Raw genomic sequence first — 22,692 nt, forward strand, 5'->3', positions numbered from 1 at the left:
AACTGGTCGCCTGTCCAGGAATTCGGCGCGGTTCGGCGAATTGACTGTTCGCGACGTGAGCGCTTAACTCGCACAGGTGTCCTCCCGATTGAGCGTCGAAGAACGACGAGCCCACCTGATAGAGGCAGCGATCGGTCTCGCCGAGAAAAAGGGCGTGGCGGGCGTGACCACACGCGATGTCGCCCAAGCGGCGGGCGTCTCGCTCGGTGTGGTGCATTACTGTTTCGAAAACAAGGACGCGCTGATGACCGAGCTGGTCAAAGCGCTCTCGATGGAATTACGCGATTCCGTTGATGCGGATGAAACTGTCTGGGCCGATACCGGAACAGGAAAAGAAGCGCTTCACAAATTGGTTCGCCAGGGGCTGGAACTGATGTGGCGCAACATCGAGGCCACTCCGGAACGTCAGCTGCTCACCTACGAGACCACCACCTACGCGCTGCGCGAGGGTGAGTCGACCCCGGCCAAACTCGCCATCGCCCGCGAGCAGTACAAGTTCAACGACAGCACCGTCGCCGACGTGATGGACCACTGCCGCGATGCCACCGGCTGCGACTGGAACATCCCGCTGCCCCAGCTGAGCCGCTTCATCCTCAGCGTCATCGACGGCATCGTGCTGCGCTGGCTCGTCGACGACGACAGCGACGCCGTGCAGGCCCAGCTCGACCTGCTCGCCGAGATGGTCACCGCGCACGCGAACTAACCGCGCGGCACCTGCACGTGCACGGTGCCGTCGGCATCCCACCACGGCACCCGCACCGTGCCCGAGAACTCGCCGCGCAGAAATACCTCGAGGACTTCGTGCAGCACGAGGGCGCCGGTGGTGAGCGGCGGTGACCACAGCTGGCGCAGCACCACGCCGAGCGGTTCCGTGGCCCAGGTGCTCTGCCTGCCGGCACCGAGCACCTCGGCGCTCACCTGGTCGGACACCAGCGGCAGGTCGAGCAGGGTGGCGAGGGCCTCGGCATGTTCCGGGTCGCCTACCACCAGGCGCTCGGCCGGGATGACGAGGCCGAAGCATGGCCGGTCGAGGACCATGGCGGTCTCGGCGTCGACCACTGTTCCCGCGAGTGTCCTGACCTGCTCGGGGAGGTCGAGTTCGCGTGGGTCGAGCGCGCCGGACGCGACGGCGGCCGCCAGGCGGGCATGAGTGCGCGAAACTGTTTCGGGGGTCGGGGTTTTCGACGGGTCGGCGAGGGCGTCGAGGAGTTCCTCGGCCAGCTCGGGGGTCATCACGTCGGGACGGACGAGGACCTGACGTAGGACGTCGGGGTCGGCTGCTGTGAAAGGCGGGAGCAGACCGGCGAATTCGGTGTCGTCCGGGTGGCGGTAGCGGCCGAGGGAGATGCCGTCGATGTGGGCGTGGCGGTGCAACCACCAGGTGGTGTAGCCGTCGCGGTCGGCGAGGAGGGCGCGGCTGCGTGGTTCCGCGAGCAGGGTTCGCAGGGCCTGCGGCCAGCGGGTGTCGTCGACCAGGTCCAGGTCGCGGACGGCGACGAGTTCGCGCGGATCTTCGGGAAGGCCGTTCCACCAGGCGGATTCGTCGTCCAGGTCGTGGTCGGGGCCGAGTGGGTCGGGATCGGTGACGACGGCGAAATCCCAGCCGACACCGATCGCGCGCAAGGCCTGTTCGCCGAACTCGGCGACCGTCGCCTCGGCGACCGTACCGAAGGGTGAGTCGTCGACCAGCACCTCGGCCAGCGGTGCGCCGGGGAGGAGGAGTTCGTCGGCCGGACGCAGTTCGCCTGTGTCGTCGGGCAATTCGAGCAGGCCGAGCCAGTCGGGGAGTTCGTCGGCGCTCACGAACTGGGCCAGATGCAGGACCGCGGTGACCGTGTCCGGGTCGGCCGGGTCGTGTTCGAGGAGGTCGCGCAAGCCGGGATCGGTGAGCAGGTCGGTGGCCGAGGCGCTGCGGGCGCCGAGGCGGGCCAGCAGCGGGTGGGTGGCGTCCGGGTGTACCAGGCGGGCCCAGTGGACCGGGACGGCGACGGTGAGCTGATCGTCGAGGACGACGGTGCGCGGGCCGGTGACGAGGCGGCCGTCGGCCAGGGGGACGGCCAGGGCGCCGAACTCCTCGGCTGTCCTCGAATCGGTGACGAAGGGTTCCAGCGTGGAGTAGAAGGTGCGCCACCAGTGCGGGTCTCGTTCGAGGCCGGTGGTGAGGTCGGCCAGGGCCGCCGATGACAGGCGGTGGACGTCGAGGACTGTCAGCTTTTCCTGGGCGGAGCGGGTCGATAGTTCCGGGATGACCAGGGGGCCGGTGAGATCGGCGAGGATTGCGGCCAGTTCCGGCGTCAAGTCAGGGAATACGGAGGCGCGAGTGGGGATTTCGATACTTGCCGAGCGGGTGGGTCCGGCGAGCTCGAAGGTGCCGGGGTGCTGCGCGGTGCCGACGGACGAGTTGTCGAGGGCGGATACCTCGGCGGTGACCATGTCCTTGCCGAAGGCGTCCTGGTCGACTCCGACGGTGAGGGGATGGAATTCCGCTTGGTTCGGATCGAATTCGTGGTCTGAGCGGTCGCGGGTCGGGCAGACCGGGAGCCACGGGTTCGTGCGGAGTTCGGTGATGATCGCTTCGCGGAGGAGGGCGTCGGCCTCGCTGCGGGCGAAAGCGGGGGTCGGGACGAGGACGAGGCGGTCCTTCGGCGGCAAGGCGCGGGCGAAATCGGCGTAACCCGAGGCGACTTCGTGCAGGCGAGCGCCGGGAAGGAGCCTGCGGCGGTCGGGTTGCATGGCGATGTCGGCTACGAGGATCGCCGGGAGGGACAGCTCCTCGTCCGAACGAGTTGGCGCGCGCAGGACATCCGGTGCGGCGGGGACCGGGCGACCGTTGGTCAGCGGGAGCAGCCAGCGCGCACGGGCGGTGCGGTACTGCCACCAGTGTTGGGTGCCGTCGGGTCCGGTGATGGTCAGCTTGGTGAGGGTGCTCACCGGCGGGCCCACATGGGCCTTCGTATCGAGTCCAGGAGCATGGGCGATTTCCGCGCCCCCTTCGGACGTCGGCGCGGCAATCGAGATCTCGTTGCCCGGCTCCGTGTCAGGGCGTGGGGCCGTATCGACGTGGGCCTCGGCCGCGAAATCGGCGCCAGGTGTGGCGTTCGCGCTGCCGTGTGGCGGGGCGGGGTGGTCGAGGAGGGTTGTGACGCTGGTGAATTCGCGGTCCGCTATGCGGATTCGGCGGAGGGCGGGGAGTTCGAGGAGGAGGTCGGTGGCCTCGGCGCGCATCGAGGTGAGGAGGGCGGTGGGGTCGATGTCGTCGCGGAGGTGGATGACGACTTCGGTGTCGGCGCCCGCGGGTGGGGTGGTGGGGATGGGCCAGGCCAGGCGGAGGGCCGGTGGGGTGAGGTCCTCGGGGTGGGTGATGCCGTTGTCGTGCAGGGCGTTCAGGGTGGCGGTGAGGGAGAAGCGGATAGAACCTGTGGTGGAGCGGATCTCCACTTCGTCACCCACGGAACGCACCGCGGTGAAGCCGACACCGAAACGGCCGACCTGCGCGCCGTCGTCCTTGCCCGAGGCACGCAGTGCCGTGAGCGCGTGCACACCCGAAACACTGAGCGGAGCACCGGTATTGGCGACGTGCAACCGCCGGTCCACGATCCGCACCGTCAGCTCACCGGGCACACCGCCCTGCACCGCCGCATCGGCCGCGTTCTGCGCCAGCTCGGTGAGCACCCGGTCCCGATAGCCCGCGGCGACCAGATCGGCCTCACCCGCACTGTCCTCCCGCAACCGCGTCGGCGAATCCCGCCACGCGGCAAGAACTCCGGCCCGCAGCCCCGCGGTACCGAACGGGTCCGCCCCAGCGTTCAGCGCCCCACCGACGATCCGCGCTCCCCGGCGCCCACGACCTGCGTCACACCGGAATCACCCTCGGCAGAAGCAGCATCGGCGGCCGAATCCGCCGCGCCCGCTTCGGCACCTCCCGACGAATCAGCCCCGGCGTCATCAGTCTCCACACCCGAACCTTCCGCCACGGCCGACTCGGGCCGGTGCGCAGCTCCGGCAGCCGGAGACTCCTGCGCCACACCGCTATCGGACTCGGCATTCGCCGCAGCGGCGTCGGCCGAGGTATCTACACCGGCGTCGGCGCCGTTCGAGGAATCCGCCTCGACATTGTCGGTTGGCCCATCGGCAACCGCTTCAGCCGAAACACCTTCGGCCGCAGCGGGGTCGGTCGCCTCAGCGGCGGCCGCGGTCGAGGTCGACTCGGCCGCCTCCGTGGTGGGTTCGGCTGCCGTAGGGGAAGCCGCTGTGTCCGCGACGGATTCAGGGTTGCTCGACGACTCGGCCGGGTCGGTGGTCGCCGGTACCGACGCGAGGCCGACGAGCGGGGCGAACGCGGCGAGGTCGGTGTTGGCTTCGGCGGCGATCACCTCTTCCGGGGATTCCGGGAGCTCGCCTTCGGCGCGGGCCTTGCGGGCGGCGGCCGCCGCGTCCACGGCTTCGGCTTCGGCGGTTTCCTGCGGAGTGATGTCGATGTAGTCGACGGCGTGGTCGTCGAAGGCCTCGTAGCGGGGGGAGCCGTTGCCGGAGGGGGCGACGACGTCGGAGTGGGCGCCGCAGCCGTATTCGACGTGCACGACGTGGCCGTCGGCACCCATCGCGTTGGCGCACACGCCGAAGGTTTCGCGCAGGGCGCCTGCCAGGGGCAGGAAGAAGCCGCACAGGCCGCAGGTGGAGGGCGCGGCCTTGGCCATCTCGGTGTCGGGGCCGTATTCGCTGTACCAGCGCTGGGCGGCTTCGAGGCGACCCTCGAGGCTGAGCACCTGGGTGCGGCCGAGGCCGACCTCGCGGGCCACCTCGTCGATCACCGGGTCGCCGGTGGCGACGTAACCGGGGACCAGGCGCGGGTCGTCGGCGGGCGGGGCGAGCAGGTCGCCGGGGCCGAGATCGCCGGGGCGCACGCGCTGCTCCCACGGGACGAACTCGGGGGCGATCAGGGCGTCGGGGCCGGGCAGCAGGGCCGACTCGCTGACGGTCGCGTGGTCGGCACCGGGCGGCGCGGCCACCACGACGGCCCACTGCCAACCCCGGTAGCCGGGCAGGGTCGCCTCGAACCGGTGGGTGGCCGACGAGTCGTCCTCGGCGGTCACCCCCAGATGGGCTCCGACCCCGTCGGGTTCCAGCTCGACGAGCGCACGAAGTGCGACCTCGGCCGCCTGGGCCAGAACGGGACGCACGCCGGACTCCGAAACAGATACTGCGCTCACGGCATACATTTTGCCGTATGAAGTGCAATCGGAGTTCGTTGGCCGTCGCAGTGCTGGTCAGCGTGCTCGGCGTGAGCTCCTGCGGGGGCCAGGATGAGTCCGGTCCGCCGCGCTGGCGGGTGGAGGTGATCGGCTCGTCACCGCACGATCCGTCGGCGTTCACCCAGGGGCTCGAGGTGGTCGACGGATTGCGCTACGAAGGCACCGGCATGTGGGGCGTGTCGAACGTCCGCGTCAGCGACCAGGTCTCGGGGGTGGAGCGGGCGCGCGTCGACCTGCCCGGCCGGATGTTCGGGGAGGGACTCACCCGGGCGGGCGACATCGTCTGGCAACTGACCTGGCGTGACGGCGTCGCCTTCGCCCGCGACCCGCACACCCTCGCCGAAACCGGCCGCGCCACCTACGAGGGCGAGGGCTGGGGGCTGTGCGCCCAGCCCGGCCGCCTCGTGATGAGCGACGGCACCCCGGAACTCACCTTCCGCGACCCGCTGACCTTCGCCGAAACCGGGTCGGTGACCCTGCAGGGCCTCGACGACCCGAAACCGAACGAACTCGACTGCGCACCCGACGGCACCGTCTACGCCAACAACTTCCCCACCGACGACATCCTGCGCATCGACCCGAACACGGGCCACATCACCGCGATCATCGACGCGAGCGGCCTGCTCACCCCCGCCGAACGCCAGGGCACCGACGTCCTCAACGGCATCGCCCACCTGCCGGGCACCGACCGGTTCCTGCTCACCGGGAAGTACTGGCCGCACCTGTTCGAGGTGCGGTTCGTGCCCCCGCTGAGGTGACGGGCGCGGTCGTCGGGGCCGTTCAGGTCGACCCGTCCAACCAAGTGTGTCCGACACTGCTCGCCCGCGAGTGAACGCCGAAAGCCCGAGTACGACAGAATTGGGCTGTGACTACTCCCCGCGATCCATCCGGTCCTGACCGTGGTCGCCGGGACGGCAGTGCCTCGGGTGCACCACCCGGTCGGCACCCCGGCTTCGGGCATTACCCGCCCCCATCCCCGCCGCGCAAGGTCTTCCCGCACATCGAGCCACCGACCGCGCCGGTCCGTTCGCGCGGCCGGTTCGGGCGTGATCCCGACCCCGGCGCCACCACGCCGTTGGCGAGCCCGAAACGCAACGGCGCCGGTCCCCCGCGCCCCGGCACACCGGCAGGCGGCCGCCCGCACCCCGACCACGACGGACCGGCAGGCAGCCACCCACACCCGGATCCACTCGACGGACCGGCAGGAACCCGCCCGCTCCCGCGGGCCGACGAACCCGCCGACAAACCGCCCAAGCAGCGGGTGCCGCGCAAACTGACGGTCACCCGCGTGGCCGCGATGCGCAGCCGCGAACTCACCGAACGCGGTATCGCCACCTTCCAGCGCGCGGCCAAGGCCGACGGCGCAGACCAGTCCGGGCTCACCGCCCTCACCTACGCCACGATGGCCAACTTCGCGCTCGACGCCGCGATCGCCGTCGCCCTGGCCAACACGTTGTTCTTCGCGAGCGCGACCGCCGAGTCGAAAACCAAGGTCGCGCTGTATCTGCTCATCACCATCGCGCCGTTCGCGGTGATCGCCCCGCTGATCGGGCCGCTGCTGGACCGGCTGCAACGCGGTCGCAGGCTGGCGCTGGCCACGACCTTCGGGTTGCGGGCGCTGTTCGCGGTGCTGCTGATCTTCAATATCGACACGTGGGGGCTGTATCCGCTCGCCCTGTGCATGATGGTCGGCTCGAAATCGTTCGCGGTACTCAAGAGCGCGGTGACGCCGCGCGTGCTGCCACCGGACATCGACCTGGTCCGCACGAATTCGCGGCTCACGGTATTCGGCCTGGTCGGCGGCACGATCGGGGCGGGTGCGCTGGCCGCGCTGGCCGCGCTGGCCGCCGGCTCCACGGGTGCGCTGGTGTTCGCCACGGGCATCGCGATCGCGGGCGCCTACCTGAGCCTGCGAATCCCGTCGTGGGTGGAGGTCACCGAGGGTGAGGTGCCCGCCACGCTGACCTATCACGGCGCCGACGCGCGTACCGAGGTGCTCGAGCCGGGCGAGGAATCGGCCGTGCCCGCCAGGAAACGCAGGCAACCGCTTGGCCGCGCGGTGGTCACCGGACTGTGGGGGAACAGTTCCATCCGAGTGCTCACCGGGTTCCTGACCTTCTACATCGCCTTCGTCGCCAAGGGTTCCGGTGGCAGCCCGACCGAGCAGGCGGCCATGCTCGGTCTCGTCGGGGTGGCGGCCGGTTTCGGCAATTTCGGCGGCAACGCCACCGGCGCGCGATTGCAGCTCGGCAGGCCCGCGCTGGTGGTGCTCGGGTGCACCGCGGCGTGTGTGGCGGTCGCGCTGTTCGCGGTGTTCACCGGCAATCTGTTCGGCGCCGCGGTGGCCGCGCTCGTCGCGTCGGCGGCCAGCGCGCTGGCCAAGGTGTCGCTGGACGCGGCCATCCAGGACGACCTGCCACCGGAGTCGATCGCCTCCGGTTTCGGCCGGTCGGAGACCGTTCTGCAGCTGAGCTGGGTGATCGGCGGGGCGGCCGGTGTGCTGCTGCCGACCGAGTTCTGGAAGGGTTTCGCGGTGATCAGCGTGATCCTGGTTGCCGGGCTCGCGCAGACCTTCGTCAGCTATACCGGGCACACCCTGCTGCCGGGCTTCGGCGGCAACCGCCCGCAGCACGCCGAGCAGGAAGTGCCGACCCATCCCCGCGAAACAGGAGACCCGCACTGGTGAGCAAGCCCAACGTCCGCACGATCTTCGCGCTGGTCGCGGTGGGCCTGCTGGCCCTGGCCGCCGTGACCGCAGGTGTGGTGGCCTACGCCGTGTCCAAGGCGCCGAAGCACTATCCCGAACTCACCGTGTTCGCCAACGGCGAGTCCGTCGTCGTCGAGCCGTACGGGTACTGCGAGCTGTCGAACGGGGAGTGCGTCAACGACGAGTCGACCTACTACATCCCGGCCACCTCGGGTAAGCCGGTGCAGGTGTCGCTGCCGACCAGCGTCGCCGAGGCGCCGTGGATCGTCGTCACCGTCTACGAACGCCCCAACGGCGAGCAGTTCGAACGCATCCTGAGCTTCATCGATTACCCGGCAGAGACGCGTTTCCTGAGCCTGGACACCCAGCCCGAGCCCGAGCTGCGCCTGGCGGGATTCGAGGTGCGGTTGCCGATCGTCTACACCGACCCGGCCACCGGCCAGGAGATGTACGACGTGCACGGCCTCTGGCGCGTCGGCACCCCGCAGCCCTGATCGCACGGATCCCGCCGCTTCCGGACCACCACGACCCGACCTCGAGGAGGGTCCGCCGCGAAGCGGCGGTTCGCGGCCGTCCCGACGATCAGGTGCCGTTGCGTAGGCGACGAAGGAGCAAGCAACGGTGCCTGATCGTCGGGACTTGCGGGGCCGCGAACTCGAGCGCGCCAGCGCTCCAAAAGTTCAGTGATCCAGTTCGCGGGCTACCGCGCGGACCACTTCGGAGATGCGCTGGGACATCTTGCGGTCCGGGTACTTGCCGCGGCGCAGGTCGGGCTGAACCTTGGTCTCCAGCAGGGTGATCATGTCCTCGACCAGGCCGTGCAGCTCGTCGGGCGACTTGCGCGGGCCCGCGTCCTTGCGGGCGGGCTGCGCGCCACGCTCACCGCGGGCGACGGTCGGGGGCGCCTCGAGCAACTTGAGGCTCAGCGCCTGCGGACCGCGACGACCGGCGGCCATCCCGAATTCGACCCGCTGGCCCGGCTTGAGGCCCTCGACTCCTTCGGGCAGCGCGGAAGAACGGACGTAGACGTCCTCGCCCTCGTCTTGGGAAAGGAAGCCGAAGCCCTTTTCGACGTCGTACCACTTCACCCGGCCGGTCGGCACTGCGCTCACCCGTTCATCATTCGATACCCGAACCCTTGTGGCCCGGGTTACTACCTGCTGCTTGTCGCGAAAAGAACGCGCCCCACAACAAGGCAGGACGCGATGTGGTCAGAGTCTACCCCGGTGGCTATACCGCGAGCACATCAGTTTTACGGTGCACCCGTGACCAACTCATCTCAACCGCCCGCGCGACGTTCCAGTGATCGGCTGCTGCAAGTGGCGGTGGCGCTGTTCGGCATCGGGATTCTCGCCGTCGTCGCCATCTTCGTGACGCCGATCGTCTCCGACTCGGAACCGGGCCTGTGGCTGTATCTGCTCGCGATGCTCGCGCCGGTGGGCTTCCTGCTCGCGATCGTGTTCGCCCTGTGGTCGGGTCGACGGGCACGGTGAACCGGTTATCCCGAAGGTTCGATACCCAATCTCTTGTGTGATCCTCGTCACATAACAGCTGGGTAACGAACTGTGCGTGCAACGGTCACGCACACCCGGCGCCGCGACTACCTGCGCGGACGCCTCCGGGACAACCCTGAGACCACCCTGATACCCACCCGCACACGCCGGTTACCAAATAGTGACTTTCCCCGCTGACCGTCGTACCGTTTCTCTCAGCCGGGGCAGGCCCCCGGAACCACCGGCCCGCCGCACCGAACCTCACCCCGCGGGTACCGGACCCCGATTGGAATCAAGGGGTGAGGGCGGACCGGGAGACCTCTCAGTCCGGACCACATGCAGGTGCGAACGAGAGGAAGAAACCCGATATGAGTGGACGCCACCGCAAGCCGACTTCCACCGGGCGCACTGCTGCCAAGGTCGCCGTCACCGGCGCGATCTTCGGCACCGCAACCGCTGCCCTCGCCGGAAACGCCAGCGCGGCCCCCGACTCCGACTGGGATCGCCTCGCACAGTGTGAAGCCGGCGGCAACTGGGGTATCAACACCGGCAACGGCTACCAGGGTGGGCTGCAGTTCTCGCCCTCCACCTGGGCCGCACACGGCGGTGGGGAGTACGCCGCCACCGCAAACCAGGCCACCCGCGAACAGCAGATCGCGGTCGCCGAAAAGGTTCTCGCTTCCCAGGGTTGGGGCGCTTGGCCCTCCTGCTCGGCCAAGCTGGGCCTGAGCAGCGGTCCGACCGAGCGCGCCGTGCCCTCGACCCCGAGCTGGGTCCCCGAGGTCAGCGTGCCGCAGGTGCAGGATCCGAGCCAGGAAGTCTTCTCGGCCGTCGATCGCGCCCTCACCGTCGCCCAGCAGCAGGGCGTCGCCGTGCCGCAGGCGGCCATCGACTTCGTCAACAACGCCAAGGGCACCCAGCTGGACCCGGCGGTCATCGACTTCTTCGAGGCGAACAAGGGCCTGCTGCCCTCCTGATCCGCCTTACAACAAGAGCCCGCATCCTTGTCCAGGATGCGGGCTCTTGTCTTTCCCGTTCGAATTACACCCGATTGATGACAGTGTGCGGGTGCACATACGGCAGCGTCGCGGCCGGAACGGGAAACTCGGTGTCCTCACCGAAAGGCGAGAGATTACCGGCGCGGGTCGCCGACAGTTCGGTGACGGCGTGCTCGCCGTCGGCCACCTCGGGCCAGCCGTTGTCGACGTAGGGTTTCTTCGATTTGTTGACCACGGGCTCATTCTGGCATATCGAACACGTACGCTGAATCCGATGATCGCGACCGACTCTCTCGCCGATTGGCTAGGTGCGCGCACCGACGCCCAGCTGGTGAAACTGCTGCAGTTGCGGCCCGATCTGGCGGTGCCGCTGCCCGCGTCGATGTCGGTGCTCGCGGTGCGGGCTCAGCAGCGGGCCTCGGTGCTGCGTGCCGCCGACGACCTGGACACCCTCGAGTTCGCGATCATCGAGGCGCTGGCGGCCCATGAGGACGCGCGCACGATCGGCACCGCGCACACCCCACTCACCCGGACCGCGCTGCACGCGCAGCTGAAGGACCGGGTCACCAAGACGGCGTTCACCGCCGCGCTCACCCGATTGCTCGACCGCGCGCTCGTGTGGGAGACCGGTGACGGCCTACACCTGGCGCCGAGTGCCGTGGAGGCCCTCCCGTGGCCGCTCGGGGCGACGACGGCGCTACCGGACGCGCTCACCGAGCCGGAAGTACGCACGGCGCTGAACGCGGCCGGCCCCGCCGAGCGGGCGCTGCTGGACAAACTGGCGACGACCGGTCCGCGTGGGCGCACGCGCGACGCCGCGCCCGACGCGCCCGCCGACCGCCCGGTGCAGCGGCTGCTCGCGGCGCGGTTGCTGCGCTGGATCGATGACGAGACCGTCGAACTGCCGGTCACCGTCGGGCAGGTGTTGCGTGGCGAACCCGTCACCGATCCGCATGCTCTCGCCCCGCCCAAGCCCGCACTCACCAAGCACGCGCCCGCCGAGGTGAACGCCGTCGGTGCGGGTGAGGTGGGCGAGCTGCTGCGCGACTGCGCCGACCTGCTCGACGCGCTCGGCACACTTCCCGCCCCCGCGCTGCGCGCCGGTGGACTCGGGGTGCGCGAGCTGCGCAGGCTGGCCAAGCAGACCGGCGTGGACGAGCAGCGCACCGGCCTCCTTCTCGAACTGCTCGCCGCCGCGAAGCTCGTCGAGAAGGGTCTGCCCGAACCGCCGCCCGACCTGGATTCCACCGACGACTTCTGGGCGCCGACACCCGCCGCCGACGCCTGGCTCGACGCGCCACCCGCGACGCGCTGGGTGACGCTCGCCCAGGCGTGGCTCGAGCTGGACCGGATGCCGTGGATGATCGGGTTGCGCGACGCCGCCGACAAGCCGATCGCGGCGTTGTCGGCCGAGTTGCGGATCCCGCACGCGGTGCGCGACCGGCATGCGATCCTCGGCCTGCTCGCCGAATACCCCAGCGGCACCCAGGTGTCGCCCGCCGATCTCGGGAAACTGCTCGCCTGGCGAATGCCGCGGCGGCGCAGGTACTTCCGGCTCGACGTGGTGACCGCGACCCTCGCCGAGGCGGCGACCGTCGGGTTACTCGGACGTGGTGCGCTCGATTCGGCCGCCCGTGCCCTGCTGCACGGCAGCCCGACCAGCGTGGCCGATGCCGAGGCCGAGATGGCCGCCGCCCTACCGGAACCCGTCGATCATGTCCTCGTGCAGGCCGACCTCACGGTGATCGCACCCGGTCCGCTCGTGCCCGAATTGCGCAGCCGGATCGCGCTGGTCGCCGATGTGGAATCCGCGGGTGCGGCGACGGTGTATCGCGTGGGGGACGCCTCGGTCCGTCGCGCGCTCGATGCCGGACTCACCGCCGCCGAGCTGCACGCCCTGTTCGCCAACCACTCCCGCACGCCGGTTCCCCAGTCGCTGACCTATCTCATCGACGACGTGGCCCGTCGGCACGGGCAGCTGCGCGCGGGGATGGCGCAATCGTTCCTGCGCAGCGACGACCCGGCGCTGCTCGCCCAGGTGCTGTCGGCCCCCGTGGCCGAGACGTTGGCACTGCGCGCGATCGCCCCCACGGTCGCGATCGCGCAGGCGCCGCTCGGCGAACTGCTCGAGCGGTTGCGGGCGGCGGGCTTCACGCCCGCGGGCGAGGATTCCGGCGGCGCCATCGTCGACCTGCGGCCGCGTGGCGCGCGCATCGCCGTTCGTCCGCTGGCTCGCAGGCCCTACCGGCCCAACCCGCCGTCGGACGATCAGCTCGCTCAGCTGGTCACCGAACTGCGCGCGGGCGAGCGGGCGGCGGGTGCCCGCACGTCCCAGTCGGTCCGTGCCGACGGCACCCGCACGGGCACCCAGGCCACCCTCGCGCTACTCCAGCTGGCCGCCCGGGTGGGCCGCCCGGTGAACATCGGTTACGTCGATGCCCAGGGCGTGGCGAGTCAGCGGGTGGTCGAACCGGTCCGGGTCGGCAACGGGCAACTGGACGCCGTCGACCCGGTGACCGGAGCCACCCGCCACTTCACCCTCCACCGCATCGCGTCGGTGGCTCTCCTGGACTGACCCGTCAGGGCTTGGCCATGCAGAACGTCGTCTTGGGGTCCGGGACCGTGCGGTACAGCGTCGCGTCCATGCCGCACAACATCTCGTCGGTCTCGCCGTCGATGCGCTTGACCACCTTGAACGTGGCCTCGGGCGCGGTGCAGTCCACCGCCTCGACCGGGCGGGTCCCCGCGTCGGCGTAGCAGGCGCCTTCGGCGAAGTTGGGCGAGAGGCACAGGCCGGTCTTGGTGTCGCCCACCGTGCCGTTGAAGGTGGCGTTCTGGGCCGTACAGTTCAGCGGCGCGGCGCCGACCTGCGCGATCCGGTAGTTCGACTTCGCCGACGAGCAGTCGCCGACGGTGGCCTTCATCGCGTCGACCGCGTTGTCGGTGACCTCGACACACGAGCCGACGGCAGGCGCCGACGACGCCTCGCTGTCACCCGAGCACGCCGCTACCGCCCCGACCAGCGCGACTGCCGCCACTGGCGCGAACACGAGCCGGACAAGCAGCCGCTTTCCTGGGAAAAACACTCCAAAACCTCACTCACCGAACGGTTCAGCCGATATGACCGCCGGTGACGATACCCAAACGCCCACCTCCGCCGCTCCCCCGATGGATACGATCGGAGGATGACCATCGACGATGTCGCGGGCGAGCTGTACGGTCTCGACCCGGCCGACTTCGTCGCGACACGCACCGAGCGTGCGGCCCAGGCCCGTGACGACGGCGATCGCGAGCTGGCCAAGGCCATCGGTGCCCTGCGCAAGCCGACGGTCGCGGCGTGGACGGTGAATCTGCTGGCCCGGCACGCGCCGAAGGAGATCGCGGCGCTGCTGGATCTGGGTGACGCGCTGCGGTCGGCACAGCGTCAGCTCTCCGGTGACAAGTTGCGCGCGCTCGGTGCGCAACGTCAGCAGGTGGTGAACGCCATGACCAAGCGGGCGGGTGAGCTGGCCGCCGAGCACGACCGACCCGCCAGCGAGCAGGTGTTGCGGGAGGTCGGTCAGACGCTCACGGCCGCGCTGGCCGACCCGGATGTCGCCGACCAGGTCCGAGCCGGGGTGCTGCCCGCCACGGTCACCTACGACGGTTTCGGTCCGGCCGGGCTGGTCGCGATCACGGGCGGCAAGGGCAAGGCTCCGGCGAAGAAGGCTCGTCCCAAGAAGTCGACCGACGACGCCGAGGCGGCCCGGCGCGCCGAGGCGAAGCAGGAACTCGACGACGCGGAGTCCGGACTGGCCGAGGCCGAGGCCGCCCGCGAGGAAGCGGAAGAGGCTGCGGCCCAGGCCAAGTCCGAACTCGACGAGGTCGAGCAGCGGATCGATCAGTTGCGCGCCGACCTCGAGCACGCCGAGCAGCAACGGCATTTCCTGCGGACCGCCGAGCACCGCGCGCGTGGTGAATTGACTTCGGCCAAAACGCAATTCGAGCGAATGCAGCGGTGGGTCGAGCGGGCACGCTCCCGCCTCGAGGAGAACTGACCCTATCGGCGCAATGTCCCCGGGAACAGGAATGTTTCGCGCGGTGGGGTCGTACCGTCCAGCCATTCGGACAGGAATTCGCCGAGTGGCATCGAGGTCCGGCTCTGGACGAACGCGCGGAATTCCGGCATCGAGGCATGGCCGTCGCGGTGGGCGTTCACGAAATCCTTGACGGCCGTGAAGAACACGTCGTCACCGATCAGTTTGCGCAGGGCGTGCAGGAAAAGGGGGCCACGCCAATAGACGGAGGTGAACTCGCTACCGGCGCCGGGGTCGGCCAGCGGGTACGTCCAGAAGTCTTGTTCCCACCGGTATTTCGTGATGTCCTCGCGGTACTTCGCATCCACATCGGCACCGTCGACGCGCTCGATCCACAGGTAGTCGGCGGTGTAGCTGGCGAAGCACTCGTTGAGGCAGATATCGGACCACTGTCGTACCGACATGGTGTCGCCCCACCACTGATGCGCCAGCTCGTGCACCACGGTATTGAGATCGGCCCACGGCGCGTAGGTGGGCCGGGTCTGGGTTTCGAGCGAGAACGGCACTTCGGCGTCTACATAGATGCCGCCGGCTACCTCGAACGGGTAAGGACCGTAGAGGTTTTCGAGGAAGTCGAGGATCTCGGGGAGGCGTTGTTCGTCGGCGCGATTGTCGTCGGAATCAGGGGCGAACGCGCTCAGCACCGGCGTGCCGTCGGCACGGCGCTGTTCGAGGAAGGTGAAGTGGTCCACGGCGATGGTGGTGAGGTAGCCGAGCACGGGGCTGCGGGTTTCCCAGCTGGTGTGCAGCTTGCCGTCGCGCGCCTCGTGGCGGGTGCGCGCACCGGTCGACATCACCTCCCATTCGGCGGGCACCGTGGCGTGCAACGTGAAAGTCGCCTTGTCCAAGGGTGTGTCGTTGAGCGGGTACCAGCTGCTCGCGCTGTGCGGCTGGCCGATGGCGAAGGCGCCACCGCTCGGCGCGTACGTCCACCCCTCGCCCTCGGTGTCGGCCGCCTCGCCCGCGTAGTCGATGACGATGCGCATCGGCAGCCCGGGCAGCAGCGGCAGCAGTGGGGAGACGACGAGTTCGTGGTCGCCCTCACGCGCGAACCCGGCAGGCTGGCCGTTGACGGTCACCATGAGCACATCGGGACCGCGATAGTCCAGATCGAATTGCGCCAGCGGCTGATTCGCCCGCGCATCGATGCGCGCGGTGCCGCGCAGCCGATGGGTCGGTGGGTCGTAGTCGACGGTGATGTCGTAATGGCTCACGTCGTAGCCGCCGTTGCCGTCGAGCGGGTAGTACGGATCGCCGAGCCCCGGCGCACCGACCAGGCCCGGATCCGCTGCTACCGGCAGGATTCCCAGTGCGAGGAGCGCCAGTACCACCACCGAACCTGCCGACCATCGCATGCCGCGGACCCCCATTCTCGCCGACTCGGATCCGAGTATCGTCGCAGGCGAGCGTCGTTCAGGCCAGTTCCGGCGGCAGGTGTTGCGGGTCGAGCATCAGCCGCTTGGTCGCGGTGCGGCGCACTCGCGCGGCGAGGGCGAGATTGTCGGCGAGCAGGCGCCATTCGAGGTCGGAGATGGTGTCGCGGGCCCGCTCGATCACCGTGCGGTCGCGGGTGCCCCAGGCGATCGGCATGGCCGTCACCAGCTGCCAGCGTTCGCCGACCTGACGGGGTGCGCCGTCGGTGCGCACCGCGACCGACGGCACCCGCTCCCCCAGTGTCGGTTCGTGGCCGGGCAGCGCGCGCACCTTGCGGGTGACCAGTGCCCAGCCCCGCGCGGACGCGGTGGCTTCGGCGGTGTCGACCAGGGCGAGCAGGATGATCCCGTTCGGTTCCGCCGCGCAGACGACGGCGGGCACGAGAACCCCGTCGCGGTAGAGCTTTTCGATATCGGAGCGGTGCGGTGTCCACAGCGCGACCCACAGGGCGATGACCGCGGCGAGGGCACACACGAAGGCCAGCAGATACCCCCAGGCCTGCCCGCTCCACAGGAACGCGGCGGTGGCCGCGACGGCCAGCCCGGCGGCGAGCAGGGCGAGCACCCGCATCCTGCGTAATCCGGTGAAGGTCTCGTTGACCGCATGAGCATGCTCACGGTCGACCTCGAATTCGAAGCGGCGCACGTTTCCTTCCTAGCACAAGTTGCGGAGGTGTTGCCTCCACTTATCTGCCGGGGGTTCCGACCCGCACGCTACCGGCACCTGAGCGGGGAAACGGCGCTACACGCCGCTGTCCCCGATGGCCGGCCCGAGCAGATCGTCGGCATCGGTGATGCGGTAGGCATACCCCTGTTCGGCGAGGAAACGCTGACGGTGCGCGGCGTATTCGGCGTCGAGGGTGTCGCGGGCGACCACCGAATAGAAATGTGCCTGTCCCCCATCCTGTTTCGGCCGCAACAGTCTACCGAGACGCTGGGCCTCCTCCTGCCGTGAACCGAAGGTGCCCGAAACCTGCACCGCCACCGAGGCTTCCGGCAGGTCGATGGAGAAGTTCGCCACCTTGCTCACCACGAGCACGGGAATCTCACCGGAGCGGAAGGCGTCGAAGAGGGCCTCGCGTTCGCGGTTCTTCGTCGCCCCGGTGATGACGGGAGCGTTCAGGTCGATGCCGAGTTCCTCCAGCTGGTCGAGGTAGGCACCGATCACCAGGGTGGGTGCGCCCTCGTGCCTGGCCAGGATGGACTCGACGACCGGGATCTTGGTGCGCGCGGTGGAGCACAGTTTGTAGCGCTCCTCCGGTTCGGCCGTGGCGTAGGCCATGCGTTCGGCGTCGGTGAGCGTGACGCGCACCTCGATGCACTCGGCGGGGGCGATCCAGCCCTGTGCCTCGATGTCCTTCCACGGCGCGTCGTAGCGTTTCGGGCCGATCAGCGAGAACACGTCGCCCTCGCGGCCGTCCTCGCGCACCAGCGTGGCGGTGAGCCCGAGCCTGCGGCGCGACTGCAGATCCGCCGTCATCCGGAAGACCGGGGCGGGCAGCAGGTGCACCTCGTCGTAGATCACCAGACCCCAGTCGCGGCTGTCGAACAGCTCGAGGTGCTTGTACTCACCCTTCGATTTACGGGTGATGACCTGGTACGTCGCGATGGTGACCGGACGGATCTCCTTGCGCTCACCGGAGTACTCGCCGATCTCGTCCTCGGTGAGGGTGGTGCGCGCCAGCAGCTCACGCCGCCACTGCCTGCCCGCGACGGTATTGGTCACCAGGATCAGCGTGGTCGCCTTCGCCTTGGCCATCGCGGCGGCACCGACCATCGTCTTGCCCGCGCCACACGGCAGCACGACCACACCCGAACCGCCCGCCCAGAACGAGTCGGCGGCCATCTCCTGGTAGTCGCGCAGGTGCCATTTGCCCTCGGTGTAGTCGAGGCCGATGTCGTGCGCCTCACCGTCGACATACCCGGCCAGGTCCTCGGCGGGCCAGCCGATCTTCAGCAGCATCTGCTTGATGTGACCGCGCTCGGACGGGTGCACGATCACGGTGTCGTCGTCGATGCGGGCCCCGAGCATGGGCGCGATCTTCTTGTGCCGCAGCACCTCCTCGAGCACCGCGCGGTCCAGGCTCACCAGGCACAGGCCGTGCGCGGGGTGCTTGACCAGCTGCAACCGGCCGTAGCGGCCCATGGTGTCGACGATGTCGACCAGCAGCGGCTGCGGCACGGCGTAGCGCGAGAAGTTCACCAGCGCGTCGACCACCTGCTCGGCGTCGTGACCGGCCGCGCGGGCATTCCACAGCGCCAGCGGGGTGATGCGGTAGGTGTGCACGTGCTCGGGGGCACGCTCGAGCTCCGCGAACGGCGCGATGGCCTGACGCGCGGTGCCTGCCAGCTCGTGGTCGACCTCGAGCAGGAGGGTCTTGTCGCTCTGCACGATCAACGGACCGTCTGTCACAGCACTCCTTGGCGGCCGGGGCCGCGGGTGCGGGGTTGCGTTCGGCCGGGATTTGTCGGGATTGGTGAGCCGTTCCGGGGAGGTTCGGCAGCTCGATCGATTGTACGGACCTGCGGTGACAGGGTTCGGCGTCGCGATGGCGGGCTGCTGAGCGCAGGGCCGCGAACCACCGCTCTGTGGCTCGTGACCGAGGCGGTGCGGATCTCGGACAGAAGCCGGTGACAGCGGTCCAGCGATCGTCGACTGGACCGCGACATGCCTCGCTGACCAGGTCAGACTCGACTCATGCTTCAGACGGCGGCGGTTTTCGGTGTGGGGGCGGCGGCGCTCGGGATGGTGCTCACGCCGGGGCCCAACATGATGTACCTGGTCTCGCGGACGGTCGCGCAGGGGCGCCGGGCGGGCATGATCTCGCTCACGGGTGTGGCGGCCGGGTTCGGGGTGTATCTGCTGGCCGCGACGGCGGGGATCACGGCGTTGTTCGCGGTGGTTCCCGGGCTGTATCTCGGGCTCAAGCTGGCTGGTGCCGCCTACCTGCTGTGGTTGGCGTGGCAGGCGGTCCGGCCCGGTGGAGTCTCGGTGTTCGCGCCCGCCGCGCTGCCCGCCGATCCGGCTCGGCGCCTGTTCACGATGGGTTTTCTCACCAACCTGCTCAATCCCAAGATCGCGATCATGTACATGGCCCTGATTCCGCAGTTCATCGACCCGGCCCTCGGTTCGCTGTGGTTGCAGAGCCTGTCGCTCGGCGCGATCCAGATCACCGTGGCCCTCACGGTCAACGCGCTGATCGTCCTCGGTGCCGCGGGCCTGGCCGCCTTCCTCACCGCCCGCCCGCTGTGGTTGCGCATCCAGCGCTATCTGATGGGCACCGCCCTCGGCAGCATCGCGATCCTCCTCGCCACCGACCGCACCCGCCCCGCTCCGGTGTAAGGCGCGCACCGACCGGCCCCGGTGCGCTGGAGGGCGTGCGCTGCGACACATGGGCGGGTGTGCGGTCGCCGGGGGTCGCCGTGCCACCCTGCTTGCAGCGGAAAGGAGCGGGTGGTGAGTGGTGTGGTGATGGCGGGCGCGCTGGCGGCGCAGCTCGACGAGGCGGTCACCGTGGTGCATCGCAGCGGCGAGCTGCTCGGGGTGATCTCGTTCGCCGCGTCGGGTGCGCTGGTCGCGGTGCGCAAGCGGCTCGACCTGTTCGGGATGGTCGTGCTCGGCTGCGCGACGGCGCTCGGTGGCGGCATCGTGCGCGACCTGCTCATCGGACGCACCCCGCCCGCCGCGTTCACCGACCTGACCTTCCTGACCGCGTCGATCGTGACCGCGTTGATCCTGTACTTCATCGCGCCCTCGCCACGGCTCACCAAGGGCCCGCTCGAAGTGGCCGACGCCATCGGGCTCGGACTGTTCTGTGTCACCGGCACCGTGATCGCCGACTCGGTCGGGCTCGGCGCGCCGACCGCCGCCCTGCTCGGCATGACGACGGCCATCGGCGGCGGCGTGCTGCGCGACGTGCTCAGCGGCGAGGTACCCCTGGTCCTGCGACCCGACCAGGACCTCTACGCGATCCCCGCCCTGTTCGGCGCCGCGACCACCGCCGTCCTGCTGCACCTGGACATCTACCAGACCTGGACAGGATTGCTCGCCGCCGCGGGCGCCGTCGGATTTCGTTTGCTCGCAAGGCATTACGGCTGGCACGCACCGACCGCCCGCCACGCCCGGGACTGACCGGCAGTCTCGCCGATCAGCGAGTCGCGACTCCCGCACGCAACCGGCGGGCGCCCTCGTCGATGGTTTCGTCCCGTTTGCTGAAGGTGAAGCGCACCAGGTGTTTCCACTCGTCGGGATGGTCGACGAACGCGCTCACCGGTACGGCGGCCACGCCGAGCCGAGCAGGCATCTCCCGGCACAGCGTCAACCCGTCGTCGATGCCGAGCGGTCGCACATCAGCACACACGAAGTAGCCGCCCGCGGTGGACGACACGGCGAAGCCGGTGTCGCGCAACGCGTCCGAGAGCCGGATACGTTTATCGGCGAGGCCGTCACGCATGCCGTGCACCCAGTCCAGCTCGGTGTCGATCGCGTGGGCGACGGCGGGCTGGAACGGCCCGCCACCGACGAAGGTCATGAACTGCTTCGCCGTGAGCACGGCATTCAGCAGTGGCGCGGGCGCGCACGCCCAGCCGATCTTCCAGCCGGTGACATTGAAAGTCTTCGCCGCGCTGGACACCACGATGGTTCGCTCGCGCATCCCCGGCAGCGTCGAGATGCTGATGTGCTCCACGCCGTCGTACACGAGGTGCTCGTACACCTCGTCGGCCAGCACGAGCAGATCGTGTTCGCGCGCCAGCTCGGCGATCGCGGTGAGTTCGCCGCGCGAGAGCACCGAGCCGGTGGGGTTGTGCGGTGAATTGATCACCAGCATGCGGGTTTTCGGGGTGATCGCGGAACGCAGGCTGTCCAGGTCGAGAACGAAGCGGTCGCCGTCGGGAACCAGTCGCGCGGTCCGTCGCTGCGCACCCGCCAGGGCGACCGCGGCGGCGTAGGAGTCGTAGTAGGGCTCGATGAGCACCACTTCCGCGCCGGGTTCGACCAGGCCGAGCAGCGTCGCGCTGATCGCTTCCGTGGCGCCGACGGTGACCAGGACCTCGGTGTCGGGGTCGTAGCGGGTGCCGTAGCGGCGGGCGCGATCGTCGGCGACGGCGCGACGCAGGGCGGGCACCCCTCGGCCCGGCGGGTACTGGTTGTGGCCCTCGGTGATGGCGGTGCGGGCGACCTCGAGCATGCTCGCCGGACCGTCGGTGTCGGGGAATCCCTGTCCGAGATTCACCGCGTCGTGGCGCACGGCCAGTTCGGTCATCTCGGCGAAAATGGTCGAGCCGAAGGGGCGCAAGCGGGCGACGGTGGGCGGCACAGACGACATCTCCGCAGCGTATCCCACCTTTCCCAGCCGTTGCCGCACGATAGCGAACACCTATGTTTCACAAACGTTTTTGGCCTTTGACCTGCGGTATTGTGCGATCACTCAACCTCAGCTAGCCTCGCCGTGTTCTACCTCACACACCACAGCGTGGTGGCATATCGAAAGGGGCTCGCATGGCCTCACCTCTGCTCGACTTCATCCTGCAACCGGCCGCGTCGGAGGTCGCCGGTTCGGCACTTCGCTTCATCCAGGAACAGCTGGAAGCCAGCCCGATCGTCGACTTCTTCACCGGGTCGGCCACGCCGGACAACAACATGGGCTCGTCCACCGGGGACCACAACCTCGGCTCGTCCACCGGTGATCACCAGTGGGGGTCCACCTACCCGTAGACACCGCAGCGCCGGATCGGATCGCGCGGGTCCGGTCCGGCTAGGTGCGCAGCCGGGCGCCGGACAGCTTCGCCACATTGGCGAAATCGTAAGCGGCACAGACCAGCCCGTCGCGCACCGAGAACGCGAGCACCCGAACCGCCCGGCCGAACGGCGAGTTCGGATCGGTGAGTACCAGACCCGATTGCCCGTTCACTGCGGCGAAACCGATCTCCAGCGCCGGCTCCTCGAGCTGCTTGCGCCACAGGCCGACCGCCAGCCGCGCCACCTTCTCCGCACCCTCGACGACATTGAGCGCCGTGCGTGCCGTGCCGCCCGCGTCGGCGATGAAATTCACGTCCGGATGCAGGGTGGCGGCCACCGCGGCGATATCGCCGGTGGCCAGGGCGGCCAGGAAACGCTGCACCGCCTCGTCGTGCACGTCGTCGGTCACCGGTGGTGGGGTGCGGGCGACAGTCTTGCGGGCGCGCACCGCCAATTGTCGTGCGGCATCGGGTGATACGCCGAGGATGTCGGCGATCTCGTCGAACGGGACGGCGAGGCTGTCGTGCAGCACCAGCGCCACCCGCTGCTGCGGGGTGAGCGCGTCGAGCACCACCATCGCCGCCATCCGGTTGTCCTGATTGCGGACGACCACCTCGAGCGGGTCGTCGGTACGGGCCTGCCCCGTGACGATCGGCTCCGGCAGCCACTGGCCCACGTAGGTTTCCCGGCGCACCGCCGCGCTGCGCAGATGGTCGAGGCAGATCCGGCTCACCACCGTGGTGAGCCAGGCACGCAGGTCCTCGATTTCGGACTGGTGGGCGCCTGCCATCCGCAGCCAGCTCTCCTGCACCGCGTCCTCGGCGTCGCCGACGCTTCCGGTGAGCCGGTAGGCCACCGAAATGAGATGTGCTCGATGCGATTCGAACAGGTCGGCGAGAAGCGGGGAAACCATCGCCGCTGATCCTACGGAGTGGGTTCACGCTGGTTGCACGGGTGTACCGGTTTTGCCTTCGCCCGCGGAAAATGCGGTGA

The 22,692-nt window shown here is 69.4% G+C and carries 21 protein-coding genes; 11 read left to right on the forward strand and 10 right to left on the reverse strand.

The features are described 5' to 3' along the window. Positions 1-76: 76 nt before the first annotated feature. Positions 77-703 carry a TetR/AcrR family transcriptional regulator gene (locus ACSVDM_RS26690; RefSeq protein ID WP_084457265.1) on the forward strand — a complete coding sequence of 209 codons (627 nt, stop codon included), beginning with the start codon at positions 77-79 and terminating at the stop codon, positions 701-703. Here the strand turns inward: ACSVDM_RS26690 and ACSVDM_RS26695 are convergent. Continuing rightward, positions 700-3,729 carry a sacsin N-terminal ATP-binding-like domain-containing protein gene (locus ACSVDM_RS26695; RefSeq protein WP_439268576.1) on the reverse strand — a complete coding sequence of 1,010 codons (3,030 nt, stop codon included), beginning with the start codon at positions 3,727-3,729 and terminating at the stop codon, positions 700-702. The genes ACSVDM_RS26690 and ACSVDM_RS26695 overlap by 4 nt on opposite strands. 77 nt (positions 3,730-3,806) lie before the next feature. Then, positions 3,807-5,210 carry a DUF3027 domain-containing protein gene (locus tag ACSVDM_RS26700; protein ID WP_439268577.1) on the reverse strand — a complete coding sequence of 468 codons (1,404 nt, stop codon included), beginning with the start codon at positions 5,208-5,210 and terminating at the stop codon, positions 3,807-3,809. A 17-nt stretch (positions 5,211-5,227) separates the two neighbouring features. Between ACSVDM_RS26700 and ACSVDM_RS26705 the strand changes: the two genes are divergently transcribed. From ACSVDM_RS26705 to ACSVDM_RS26715, 3 genes are all read left to right on the forward strand, one after another. Continuing rightward, positions 5,228-6,010, forward strand: coding sequence for a glutaminyl-peptide cyclotransferase (locus tag ACSVDM_RS26705; protein WP_439268578.1), 783 nt, complete (start codon positions 5,228-5,230; stop codon positions 6,008-6,010). Between the two features lie 107 nt (positions 6,011-6,117). Continuing rightward, positions 6,118-7,938 carry an MFS transporter gene (locus ACSVDM_RS26710; protein WP_439268579.1) on the forward strand — a complete coding sequence of 607 codons (1,821 nt, stop codon included), beginning with the start codon at positions 6,118-6,120 and terminating at the stop codon, positions 7,936-7,938. Next, complete coding sequence (locus ACSVDM_RS26715) at positions 7,935-8,453, forward strand: DUF2771 family protein (RefSeq protein WP_067492403.1); 519 nt, start codon at positions 7,935-7,937, stop codon at positions 8,451-8,453. The genes ACSVDM_RS26710 and ACSVDM_RS26715 overlap by 4 nt, the downstream gene beginning before the upstream one ends. A 186-nt stretch (positions 8,454-8,639) precedes the next feature. Here the strand turns inward: ACSVDM_RS26715 and ACSVDM_RS26720 are convergent, their stop codons facing one another. Next, the gene (locus tag ACSVDM_RS26720; RefSeq protein ID WP_174550347.1) at positions 8,640-9,062 is read right to left on the reverse strand and encodes a cold-shock protein; all 423 of its coding nucleotides are present in this window, start codon (positions 9,060-9,062) and stop codon (positions 8,640-8,642) included. Between the two features lie 162 nt (positions 9,063-9,224). Here ACSVDM_RS26720 and ACSVDM_RS26725 point away from each other — a divergent pair, with 162 nt between their 5' ends. Next, positions 9,225-9,452, forward strand: coding sequence for a hypothetical protein (locus ACSVDM_RS26725; protein ID WP_439268580.1), 228 nt, complete (start codon positions 9,225-9,227; stop codon positions 9,450-9,452). Between the two features lie 368 nt (positions 9,453-9,820). Next, a complete protein-coding gene (locus tag ACSVDM_RS26730) occupies positions 9,821-10,429 on the forward strand; it encodes a transglycosylase family protein (RefSeq protein WP_067492397.1) in 609 nt (202 codons plus the stop codon). Between the two features lie 64 nt (positions 10,430-10,493). Here the strand turns inward: ACSVDM_RS26730 and ACSVDM_RS26735 are convergent, their stop codons facing one another. Continuing rightward, the gene (locus ACSVDM_RS26735) at positions 10,494-10,685 is read right to left on the reverse strand and encodes a hypothetical protein (protein ID WP_067492396.1); all 192 of its coding nucleotides are present in this window, start codon (positions 10,683-10,685) and stop codon (positions 10,494-10,496) included. Between the two features lie 39 nt (positions 10,686-10,724). On the opposite strand from ACSVDM_RS26735, the gene ACSVDM_RS26740 reads away from it, so the two are divergent. Then, the gene (locus ACSVDM_RS26740; protein WP_439268581.1) at positions 10,725-13,025 is read left to right on the forward strand and encodes a helicase-associated domain-containing protein; all 2,301 of its coding nucleotides are present in this window, start codon (positions 10,725-10,727) and stop codon (positions 13,023-13,025) included. A gap of 4 nt (positions 13,026-13,029) precedes the next feature. On the opposite strand, the gene ACSVDM_RS26745 is transcribed toward ACSVDM_RS26740, so the two are convergent. Beyond that, a complete protein-coding gene (locus tag ACSVDM_RS26745) occupies positions 13,030-13,536 on the reverse strand; it encodes an LppU/SCO3897 family protein (protein WP_133733952.1) in 507 nt (168 codons plus the stop codon). Positions 13,537-13,635: 99 nt separating this feature from the next. On the opposite strand from ACSVDM_RS26745, the gene ACSVDM_RS26750 reads away from it, so the two are divergent. Beyond that, the gene (locus ACSVDM_RS26750) at positions 13,636-14,487 is read left to right on the forward strand and encodes a hypothetical protein (RefSeq protein WP_439268582.1); all 852 of its coding nucleotides are present in this window, start codon (positions 13,636-13,638) and stop codon (positions 14,485-14,487) included. 2 nt (positions 14,488-14,489) lie between these two features. Here the strand turns inward: ACSVDM_RS26750 and ACSVDM_RS26755 are convergent, their stop codons facing one another. The 3 genes from ACSVDM_RS26755 to ACSVDM_RS26765 form a co-directional block, all read right to left on the reverse strand. After that, positions 14,490-15,881: a M1 family metallopeptidase gene (locus ACSVDM_RS26755; protein WP_439268583.1), complete on the reverse strand. Its 1,392-nt coding sequence runs from the start codon at positions 15,879-15,881 to the stop codon at positions 14,490-14,492. Between the two features lie 58 nt (positions 15,882-15,939). After that, positions 15,940-16,605 carry a DUF3239 domain-containing protein gene (locus ACSVDM_RS26760; RefSeq protein ID WP_067492389.1) on the reverse strand — a complete coding sequence of 222 codons (666 nt, stop codon included), beginning with the start codon at positions 16,603-16,605 and terminating at the stop codon, positions 15,940-15,942. Between the two features lie 96 nt (positions 16,606-16,701). Further along, the gene (locus tag ACSVDM_RS26765) at positions 16,702-18,372 is read right to left on the reverse strand and encodes a DNA repair helicase XPB (RefSeq protein WP_067640929.1); all 1,671 of its coding nucleotides are present in this window, start codon (positions 18,370-18,372) and stop codon (positions 16,702-16,704) included. 285 nt (positions 18,373-18,657) lie between these two features. Here ACSVDM_RS26765 and ACSVDM_RS26770 point away from each other — a divergent pair, with 285 nt between their 5' ends. Together ACSVDM_RS26770 and ACSVDM_RS26775 are read left to right on the forward strand one after the other, a co-directional pair. Further along, on the forward strand, positions 18,658-19,302 hold the full coding sequence (locus ACSVDM_RS26770; RefSeq protein WP_439268584.1) for a LysE family translocator: 645 nt from the start codon (positions 18,658-18,660) through the stop codon (positions 19,300-19,302). Positions 19,303-19,431: 129 nt separating this feature from the next. Further along, a complete protein-coding gene (locus ACSVDM_RS26775; protein WP_067492568.1) occupies positions 19,432-20,091 on the forward strand; it encodes a trimeric intracellular cation channel family protein in 660 nt (219 codons plus the stop codon). Between the two features lie 16 nt (positions 20,092-20,107). Here ACSVDM_RS26775 and ACSVDM_RS26780 read toward each other — a convergent pair whose 3' ends face one another. Then, complete coding sequence (locus tag ACSVDM_RS26780; protein WP_439268585.1) at positions 20,108-21,286, reverse strand: pyridoxal phosphate-dependent aminotransferase; 1,179 nt, start codon at positions 21,284-21,286, stop codon at positions 20,108-20,110. A 173-nt stretch (positions 21,287-21,459) separates the two neighbouring features. Between ACSVDM_RS26780 and ACSVDM_RS26785 the strand changes: the two genes are divergently transcribed. After that, the gene (locus tag ACSVDM_RS26785) at positions 21,460-21,675 is read left to right on the forward strand and encodes a hypothetical protein (RefSeq protein ID WP_067492380.1); all 216 of its coding nucleotides are present in this window, start codon (positions 21,460-21,462) and stop codon (positions 21,673-21,675) included. A 40-nt stretch (positions 21,676-21,715) separates the two neighbouring features. Here the strand turns inward: ACSVDM_RS26785 and ACSVDM_RS26790 are convergent, their stop codons facing one another. Continuing rightward, positions 21,716-22,612, reverse strand: a complete 897-nt coding sequence (locus tag ACSVDM_RS26790; RefSeq protein WP_067640925.1) for a sigma-70 family RNA polymerase sigma factor — start codon at positions 22,610-22,612, stop codon at positions 21,716-21,718. Between the last annotated feature and the right edge of the window lie 80 nt (positions 22,613-22,692).

Origin of the sequence: Nocardia sp. JW2, assembly GCF_051843015.1 — a bacterium.
Taxonomy (GTDB): Bacteria; Actinomycetota; Actinomycetes; order Mycobacteriales; family Mycobacteriaceae; genus Nocardia; species Nocardia coubleae.

Coding starts and splice junctions, on each gene's coding strand:
- ACSVDM_RS26730 (WP_067492397.1), top strand. CDS start 9,821: ATGAGTGGACGCCACCGCAAGCCGACTTCCACCGGGCGCACTGCTGCC.
- ACSVDM_RS26740 (WP_439268581.1), top strand. CDS start 10,725: ATGATCGCGACCGACTCTCTCGCCGATTGGCTAGGTGCGCGCACCGAC.
- ACSVDM_RS26755 (WP_439268583.1), bottom strand. CDS start 15,881: ATGCGATGGTCGGCAGGTTCGGTGGTGGTACTGGCGCTCCTCGCACTG.
- ACSVDM_RS26785 (WP_067492380.1), top strand. CDS start 21,460: ATGGCCTCACCTCTGCTCGACTTCATCCTGCAACCGGCCGCGTCGGAG.
- ACSVDM_RS26705 (WP_439268578.1), top strand. CDS start 5,228: ATGAAGTGCAATCGGAGTTCGTTGGCCGTCGCAGTGCTGGTCAGCGTG.
- ACSVDM_RS26790 (WP_067640925.1), bottom strand. CDS start 22,612: ATGGTTTCCCCGCTTCTCGCCGACCTGTTCGAATCGCATCGAGCACAT.
- ACSVDM_RS26780 (WP_439268585.1), bottom strand. CDS start 21,286: ATGTCGTCTGTGCCGCCCACCGTCGCCCGCTTGCGCCCCTTCGGCTCG.
- ACSVDM_RS26770 (WP_439268584.1), top strand. CDS start 18,658: ATGCTTCAGACGGCGGCGGTTTTCGGTGTGGGGGCGGCGGCGCTCGGG.
- ACSVDM_RS26775 (WP_067492568.1), top strand. CDS start 19,432: ATGGCGGGCGCGCTGGCGGCGCAGCTCGACGAGGCGGTCACCGTGGTG.
- ACSVDM_RS26750 (WP_439268582.1), top strand. CDS start 13,636: ATGACCATCGACGATGTCGCGGGCGAGCTGTACGGTCTCGACCCGGCC.